This is a genomic window from Sphingomonas sp., assembly GCF_030145815.1.
Classification (GTDB): Bacteria; Pseudomonadota; Alphaproteobacteria; order Sphingomonadales; family Sphingomonadaceae; genus Sphingomonas.
On record NZ_JAIXHL010000017.1, the window covers coordinates 102,125 to 109,961 of the forward strand.

Consider the following 7,837-nt stretch of genomic DNA (forward strand, 5'->3'; position numbering starts at 1 on the left):
GGGAGCGCCGCATCATCCCGATGACATGCGATTTGGTTGCATGTTCTTCAATCGATGAAGAACCTGGAGGTTGAACAACGGCTCGACCAATCCCCAAAACCCACTGTCAGAAGCGTGCACTCATCCCGATACGAATGTCCCGGCCAGCAAGTGGTGCATAGTCCTTGAGGAAGCTGGCGTGCCGCCGCGCCTCGACATCGAACAGATTGGCCACGGACAGGGTGAAGCGCAGGTCGCGCCCCGCCCAGGGTTTCCAGTCGCCGCTCAGATTAACCAGCGTGAAGCCTGGCGTCGCGGATTCAAAGCCCGTGGTGCGGGTCTGACGGGTCGTCCGCTCGCCCTCGACTCGCGCGCCCCACCGGTCGCCGCGCGCTTCGACCCCGCCACCGTAGCGCAGCGGGGGGATGCGGGGAGCGGGGCCGAACCCGTCGATCGTCGCCTCCACCGCATCGACCAGCGCATCGGCGGTCAGTTCGACCGGTCCTTCGATGAGTGTCGCCTGCGCCTCGACCTCCAACCCGCGATAGGTGGCGTCGCCCTGTTCGAACTGGAAGACCGGCAACTCATCGATCACCGCGCCGGTCTCATATTCGTAGATATAGCCCGAAAAGCGCGTGCGATAGGCCGACGCATCCAGCCGCCAGCGACCTTCGCCAAGCCGCGCGGCCAGCTCAACGCCCCTCGCCCGCTCGATCCCGAAATTCGGATTGCCGATCTCATAGCTCTGGGTGCCGACATGCGGACCGTCGGCAAGCAACTCCTCTGCCGACGGGGCGCGCGCGGTGCTCGACAGGTTGAGGCCGAATTTCACGCCCTTCGCCGCCGTCACGAACGCTCCCGCTGCGATCGAGCGCGCGGTGAAGCTGCGATCAAAGCCGATCGATTGCGAGACGATGGCGGTCCGCTCGATCCGCCCCCCAGCTTCGAACCGAACGGGCCCCAGTTCAAGCTCCTGCAAGGTGAACAGGCCGAACTGTTCGGTCACGTTTGGCGGGACGAACGCCTCCGCTCCGACCGCCAGGAAGTCGCGCGCGAAATATTGCACGCCGCTCACGCCCTGCCAGCCCCCCTGCTTGCGCTGCCGCAATTCTATGCGCGCCTCGATCCCCTCATTCGCGAACAGCGTGCCCACGCCGCCGTCCGCCTCGCGTTCGACATGCGAATAGTCGGCATAGCCGGCGCGCAGCGACAGGCGTTCAAGCAACCCGTCTCCCAGCGCCACCGAAGCGCGCAGGTCCGCGCGCCATTGCGGACCATCGATCGACACGGCTTCCTGCTTGGCACCCGGCGTCAGGTTGAAGCGGATGGGCAGGCCATAGCTGCTCTCGTAGCGCGTCACTGCCACGCCGAGGTCGCCGCGCTCATCGATCAGAGCCGCGCCCAGGCTGGCAGTGCGCGTCTTCGATCCGCTGTTGGGTAACCGCCCGGCAAGCTCGGCCAGCGCACGGATTTCAGGATCGGCATTCGCACGCGCCTGCGCCCGAAGCGGTGCGGACAGCAATGGCCCACCGACGCGCAGGTCGTCGGTATCGGTCGCGCTGCCGCCGCCCGACAGGACCAGCTTGTCCGACAGCCGGACCGAGACATAGGCACCAGCGGATCGCGCATCCGCCGCAGTGGCGAAACCTGCACGCGCCTGACCCGCGAACACACCATCAGGCACTTCGGTCGGGATGCGCAGATCGGTCACATTGACCACCCCGCCGATCGCCGACGAACCGAAGCGGAGCGAGGCCGGGCCGCGCAGCACCTCGACCCGCTCGGCCAGCAGCGGATCGATCGCGACGGCGTGGTCGGCGGAGGTATTCGATACGTCGAACGCGCCGATGCCGTCGGTCAGCACCCGCACGCGCTCGCCGCCCAGTCCGCGCAGGATCGGCCGCGAGGCATTGGGGCCGAAGCTGCTCGCCGATACGCCGGGCTGGCGCGCGAGTGACTCGCCAATCTGCGGGCGCAACTCGCGCTCAAGCTCGGCGCCGATGATCACCGACACTGGCGACGCGCTGTCGCGTTGGTCGCGCTGAAACGCGCCGGTGATGACGATCTCGGGCTCCGCCGGCGGGTCGGCGGGCGGCTCGGTCGGGGCCGGCTCTCCCGCCAGCGCTGCGCTCGCGACGAGCCAGAGCATCAGTTGAGCCCCCGGTTCTTGAGCAGCGCATCGGCATTGGGCAGCCGACCGCGAAACGCGATGTAGCTTTCCGCCGGATCGCGCGTATTGCCGCGCTCCAGCACTTCCTTGCGCAGCTTCGCGGCCAGCGTGGGATCGAAGATATTGCCCGTTTCCTTGAACGCGGCGAAGCCATCGGCATCCATCGCCTCGGCCCAGGTGTAGGCGTAATAGCTGGCCGAATAGCCGCCATCGAAGATGTGGCTGAAATGCGCGAGGCGATGCCGCATCCCGATCGCATCGGGCACCCCCAGCTGCTTGAGCTGCGCCGCCTCCCACGCTCGCGCGTCGAAATTGGCGGGGAGCGACTGGAGCGTATGGAGCCGCATGTCGAGGATCGCCGAGGATAGCTGCTGGACGGTCAGATAGCCCTGATTGAACGTCTGCGCCTTCAGCAGCGCCTGAAGCATCGCGTCCGGTATTGGCTCACCCGCAGCATTGCGGGCGTGCTTGCGCAGTATTTCGGGTTCGGTGACCCAGTGCTCATAGACCTGGCTCGGAAACTCGACGAAATCGCGCGAGACGGCGGTGCCCGACAGGCTGGGATAGCGGACCTTGCTGAGCAGGCCGTGCAGGCCATGGCCGAACTCATGGAACAGCGTCTGCGCCTCATCGATCGAGATCAGCGTGCGCTGACCCGCCGGGGCGGGGACGATATTCTGGTTGTTCACCACCACCGCCGTCTCGCCGAACAGCGTGTTCTGATCGCGCAGACTGTTCATCCACGCGCCGGGCCGCTTGGTCGGCCGGGCGAACCAGTCGGCATAGAAGAGGCCGATCTTGGTCCCGTCCGCCTCGCGCAATTCCCATACCCGCACGCCATCGGCATAGACGGGCACGTCCTTCCGCTCGTGCGCGGTGATCCCGTATAATTTGTTGGTGGTTTCGAACAGCGCAGCGACCATGCCGTCGAGCGGCAGATATTGCTTTACCGCCGCCTCATCGAGCGCGAACCGTTCCTTGCGCACCTGCTCGGAATAATAGCGCCAGTCCCACGGCTCGACCTTGGAGATGCCGTCCTTGGCGGCATGCGCCGCGACGTCCTTCATCTCCTCGCCCGCGCGCACCAGTGCGGGGCGAAACACCTGCATCAACAGCTCGGTCGCCGCCGCCGGGGTTTTCGCCATCGAATCTTCTAGGACGAACTCGGCATGGGTGTCGGATCCCATCAGCTTCGCGCGCTCGATCCGGAGCGCGACCAGCCGGGCGATGATGGCGCCGGTATTGTTCGCATTGTCATTGTCGCCGCGCATCACGAAGGCGCGCCACACCTTCTCCCGCGCCGCGCGATTGGGGGCGGCGGTCAGGAAGGGCTCGGCGGCAGAGCGTGTCGCGGCGAACAGATAGCTGCCGTCGCGTCCAGCTGCCTTGGCTGCGGTCGCAGCTGCATTGCGCTGGTCTTCGGGAAGCCCCTCGACCTCCGCCGCAGTCAGGAAGACACTGCCTGCCTTCTGGTCGGCAAGCAGCTTCTGTCCGAACTCGACGCCGAGCTTCGCCATCTCTTCGTTGATCGCCGCCACGCGCGTGCGCGCAGCGGGGGCAAGTGCCGCGCCGGCGCGGACGAAGCGATTGTGCGTTTCCTCCAGCAGACGTATCTGTTCGGGGGTCAGCTTCAGCGTCGCGCGCGCCTTCCACAGGCGGTCGACCCGCGCGAACAGCTTCTGGTCGAGATAGGTGTCGTTCGGCAGCCGGGTCAGCTTCGGCGTCACCGCTTCCTCGACCTGCTGAATCGCATCGGTCGCGTCGGCCGAGGCGACGTTGAAGAAGGTGCTGGCCACGCGGCCCAGCGGACGCCCCGCGCCTTCCATCGCCTCGATCGTGTTGGCAAAGGTCGGTGCCGCACGATTGTCCGCGATGCGGCGATAGTCCGCGCGCGCCGCCGCGATCGTCGCGTCGAAAGCGGGTTCATAGTGTTCGGGCCGGATCCGGTGATAGGGCGGCACCCCGTCCGGGGTCGTCCAGTCGCCGAGCAGGGGATTGGCCGCTAGCGCCTGTTGCGACGACGGCGGCGTGCGCGCGGCGCCGGGGGCAACCAAAGCGAGCGCGATCAGGCTGGAGGCAAGCAAATGGGCGGAACGCATGGTGGACTTCCTGACTGAAGAGAGGTTCATTCGGTGACGGGATCGAGGACGAGCAGCAGGCGTTGTTCCCCGGTTGCAGCGATTGGTGGCGACCGGTGCAGCACCGGCGGATCGTCGAGCAGCATCCGCCCCTTGAAGATCGCGACCTCGCCCGCCCGCATCTGCGCGACCGCGTCGGGGCGGTCGGTTTCGATCCATTGCGTGGCCTGGCCGCGATAGGTGGTGAGGAGGCGATAGGTCACGAAGTCGGAATGGAAGCGGCGGCAGGCGTCGGTCTCGATGACTTCGAGCCGCAGCTTGAAGCGCGTCCGACCGACGACCGCCGCAAAGCGGCCTGCGAGGGCAGCAATATCCTCGGCCAACAAGGCGACGACGTCCGAGTTGTAGCCCGCATCCTGCAACGTGACGGTGAGGTCGGCAGCGGATATCGGCGCCTCGATCGCCGCTTCGATGTCGTCGACCGCGTCGAGGACCAGAGCGTCGATCGATGCGGCCAGCCCCGCCGGAGCAGCGCGGTTCCAGATGGCTAGCGCGACCTCAGGCGCGGTGACCGACAGCAGGACCTCCGGCGATGCCGCGATCTGGACGGGCTCCGGCTCCTGCGCCCACAACTGCGTCGCCATCACGCCGCCTCCATCTCGGGCTCCCAGTCCGGGAAGGGATCGCGCAGTCCGATCCACATTTCCGGGGTGAACTGCTTGACCGGCAACAGGCAGGCGTCGAGGCGGGCGCGGATCCGCGCCTCGTCGATGCCGATGCCGATGAACACCAGCTCCTGCCGCCGGTCGCCCCACACCGGGTCCCAATGTTGCAGCACGAACCGCTCGAACCGGTCGTCATCCGGCCAGTGATTTTTAGGAATCGATCCCCACCAGCGGCCCATGCGCGCGGTCATCGTCTGACTGCCCGCCACGGCCAGTTCCCCGACCCAGTCGGGGCGGGTCGCCAGCCAAAAATGCCCCTTGGCGCGCACGACATGGTCGAGCCCGCCATCGGTCAGAAATGCGTGGAGCTTGGCCGGATCAAAGGGCTGACGCGCACGATAGACGAAGCTCTCGATCCCATATTCCTCGGTCTCGGGCTGATGCGTCGCATAGCCATAGAGTTCCTTGGCCCAAAGCGGGTGTTGCGCCGCCTTGTCCTCGTCGAACAGGCCGGTGCCGAGCACCGTGTCGAGCGGCACGCGGCCAAAATCCGCCGTGACGATCCGCGCATCGGCGTTGAGCGATGCGACCAGTTTCTTGACGATAGCGAGCTGATCGGGGGAGACGGCGCCCGCCTTGTTGACGATCACGACATCGGCGAACTCGATCTGCTCGACCAGCAGCCCGACCAGGCTGCGCGTATCATCCTCGCCCAGGCTCTCGCCGCGGTCGGCCAGAAAGTCCTGGCTCGAATAATCGGCGAGCAGGTTGAGCGCGTCGACGACGGTGACCATCGTGTCGAGCCGGGCTACGTCGCCCAGGCAATTGCCGTCTTCGTCGCGGAACGAGAAGGTGGTGGCGACCGGCAGCGGTTCGGAAATGCCGGTGCTTTCGATCACCAGGCTGTCGAACTTTCCCGCTTCCGCCAGCGCGCGCACTTCCTTGAGCAGATCGTCGCGCAACGTGCAGCAGATGCAGCCATTGGTCATCTCGACCAGGCTCTCCTCGCTGCGCGCCAGCGCCGCATCGCCGCCACGGACGAGATCGGCATCGATATTCACTTCCGACATATCGTTGACGATCACCGCAACGCGGCGACCCTCCCGATTGGCGAGGATATGATTGAGCAGCGTCGTTTTACCCGCCCCCAGAAACCCGGACAGGACGGTAACGGGCAGGCGATTGTCATCTGACGACATGGCGATCCTTGACTTTAATGATACAGTATATCATCTCCTGATTTATCCCTTTGTGATGTCGATGTCCAGCGCTTCAACTCCGGAGAATGACAATGCTCGCTACCCGCCAACGCCTGTTCGACACATTGGCGATAAGCGCATCGGCATTGTGCCTGGTGCATTGCCTTGCGCTGCCAGTGCTGTTGATGCTGGTGCCAACGCTGGCCGCTTATCTCGCACTACCCGAGAGCTTTCATATCGGCGCGCTACTGTTCGCGGTTCCGACCAGTATCCTGGCGCTAGCCGCCGGCTATCGTCGGCATCGCTGGACGGTGCCTGCGCGGCTTGCGGTGCCGGCCATCGCGCTGCTCGCGCTCGGCGCCTTTGCTGCGCCGGAGGAGTGGATTGAAACCGTGCTCACCGTCGTTGGCGCTACCCTGCTCGCCGTCGCGCACGCGCTCAACTGGCGCGCACTCCCGCATCGGCATGCGCGTGACGACCAGCCGGCATGAGCTTGATCCTGTCCTCCACGCATGCGCGGATTCCGCTGTCGCTGCTCACCGGCTTCTTGGGTAGCGGCAAGACGACCCTGCTCAATCAGCTCGTCCGTGACCCGACGATGCGCAAGACGCTCGTTATCATCAACGAGTTCGGCACAATCGGTATCGACCATGACCTCGTCTCGGCCAGCGAGGAGCGGGAAGTGGTGGTCGAGATGTCGAGTGGGTGCCTGTGCTGCACGATTCGCGGCGATCTCGTACGCACGCTGCGCGATGCCCCGTTCCGCTTCGCTCGCGACGGCATCTGCTGGTTCGACCGGGTGCTGATCGAAACGACCGGCCTCGCCGACCCGATCCCGATCCTCCACACCGCGCTGATGGATGAGCGGATCGCGCAACTCTACCGGCTCGACAGCGTCATCACCACGGTGGATGCCGCCACCGCGCTGGCGACGCTCGACGCGCAGGATGAATCGGTGCGTCAGATCGCGGTGGCGGATCGGCTGGTCCTGACCAAGACCGATCTGGTCGCGCCGACCGACATTGCGGTGGTCGAGGCGCGCGTGCGCACGATCAACCCGGCCGCCCCCCTTCTGCCTGCGGTCAACGGTGCGATCGACCCGTCAGCGCTGTTCGACGCCGGGCTCTATGATCCGGCGACCAGGGGGGAACAGGTGCTCGTCTGGCTCAACGCGGAGGCCTATGCCGGGGCCCATCACCACCACCATCATCATGGTGACCATCACGACCATAACGACATCAACCGCCACGACGATCATATCCACGCAATCTGCCTGACGTTCGACGAGCCGCTGCGCGGCGAGGCGTTCGAGCGCTGGATCGAGGTGCTGACGCTGTTCGCAGGCCCGCAGATTCTGCGCATCAAGGGCATATTGAACCTGGCCGAGTTCGATCGCCCGGCGGTGATCCATGGCGTCCAGCACGTCTTCCATCCGCCGGTGCTGCTCGAGGCATGGCCGAGCGATGACCGACGATCCCGGATCGTATTCATCACCCGCGACATTGGTGAGGCCACGCTGCGCCAGACGCTCGACATCATGACCGCCGGCATCTCGCATTTTGAAGTCTATGGTCCGCAAGGGTCGGACTTCAGCGCATCGCTCGACACGCTTCCGGCATTTTCGAACGGCGACAGTTTCTCGCTGACCCGCAGCTAGAGTCGTATTGAATTAGGCGGCACCGGCCCGCTCCCCCACCCGGCCACCCAACGACAGTGTATTCTATGGGTGGCCGGGTGGGGGAGCGG

The 7,837-nt window shown here is 65.6% G+C and carries 6 protein-coding genes; 2 read left to right on the top strand and 4 right to left on the bottom strand.

Annotated elements, in window-relative coordinates; translation table 11 throughout:
- Positions 1 to 106 precede the first annotated feature (106 nt).
- Genes KYX69_RS15540 through KYX69_RS15555 form a run of 4 tightly spaced genes read right to left on the bottom strand, consistent with a single transcriptional unit; the run spans position 107 to position 6,091 of the window.
- On the bottom strand, positions 107 to 2,128 hold the full coding sequence (locus KYX69_RS15540; protein WP_300498784.1) for a TonB-dependent receptor: 2,022 nt from the start codon (positions 2,126 to 2,128) through the stop codon (positions 107 to 109).
- Complete coding sequence (locus KYX69_RS15545; protein WP_300498786.1) at positions 2,128 to 4,248, bottom strand: M3 family metallopeptidase; 2,121 nt, start codon at positions 4,246 to 4,248, stop codon at positions 2,128 to 2,130. The genes KYX69_RS15540 and KYX69_RS15545 overlap by 1 nt, the downstream gene beginning before the upstream one ends.
- Before the next feature lie 26 nt (positions 4,249 to 4,274).
- A complete protein-coding gene (locus tag KYX69_RS15550; RefSeq protein ID WP_300498787.1) occupies positions 4,275 to 4,871 on the bottom strand; it encodes a DUF1826 domain-containing protein in 597 nt (198 codons plus the stop codon).
- The gene (locus KYX69_RS15555) at positions 4,871 to 6,091 is read right to left on the bottom strand and encodes a GTP-binding protein (protein WP_300498789.1); all 1,221 of its coding nucleotides are present in this window, start codon (positions 6,089 to 6,091) and stop codon (positions 4,871 to 4,873) included. The genes KYX69_RS15550 and KYX69_RS15555 overlap by 1 nt, the downstream gene beginning before the upstream one ends.
- A 92-nt stretch (positions 6,092 to 6,183) precedes the next feature.
- Here KYX69_RS15555 and KYX69_RS15560 point away from each other — a divergent pair, with 92 nt between their 5' ends.
- On the top strand, positions 6,184 to 6,582 hold the full coding sequence (locus KYX69_RS15560; RefSeq protein WP_300498791.1) for a MerC domain-containing protein: 399 nt from the start codon (positions 6,184 to 6,186) through the stop codon (positions 6,580 to 6,582).
- Complete coding sequence (locus KYX69_RS15565) at positions 6,579 to 7,748, top strand: GTP-binding protein (RefSeq protein ID WP_300498793.1); 1,170 nt, start codon at positions 6,579 to 6,581, stop codon at positions 7,746 to 7,748. Before KYX69_RS15560 ends, KYX69_RS15565 begins: the two co-directional genes overlap by 4 nt.
- Positions 7,749 to 7,837: the final 89 nt, after the last annotated feature.

What these genes read in the sequence shown, in the direction of transcription:
- KYX69_RS15540 (WP_300498784.1), bottom strand. Translation starts at nt 2,128, where the DNA reads ATGCTCTGGCTCGTCGCGAGCGCAGCGCTGGCGGGAGAGCCGGCCCCG.
- KYX69_RS15545 (WP_300498786.1), bottom strand. Translation starts at nt 4,248, where the DNA reads ATGCGTTCCGCCCATTTGCTTGCCTCCAGCCTGATCGCGCTCGCTTTG.
- KYX69_RS15550 (WP_300498787.1), bottom strand. Translation starts at nt 4,871, where the DNA reads ATGGCGACGCAGTTGTGGGCGCAGGAGCCGGAGCCCGTCCAGATCGCG.
- KYX69_RS15555 (WP_300498789.1), bottom strand. Translation starts at nt 6,091, where the DNA reads ATGTCGTCAGATGACAATCGCCTGCCCGTTACCGTCCTGTCCGGGTTT.
- KYX69_RS15560 (WP_300498791.1), top strand. Translation starts at nt 6,184, where the DNA reads ATGCTCGCTACCCGCCAACGCCTGTTCGACACATTGGCGATAAGCGCA.
- KYX69_RS15565 (WP_300498793.1), top strand. Translation starts at nt 6,579, where the DNA reads ATGAGCTTGATCCTGTCCTCCACGCATGCGCGGATTCCGCTGTCGCTG.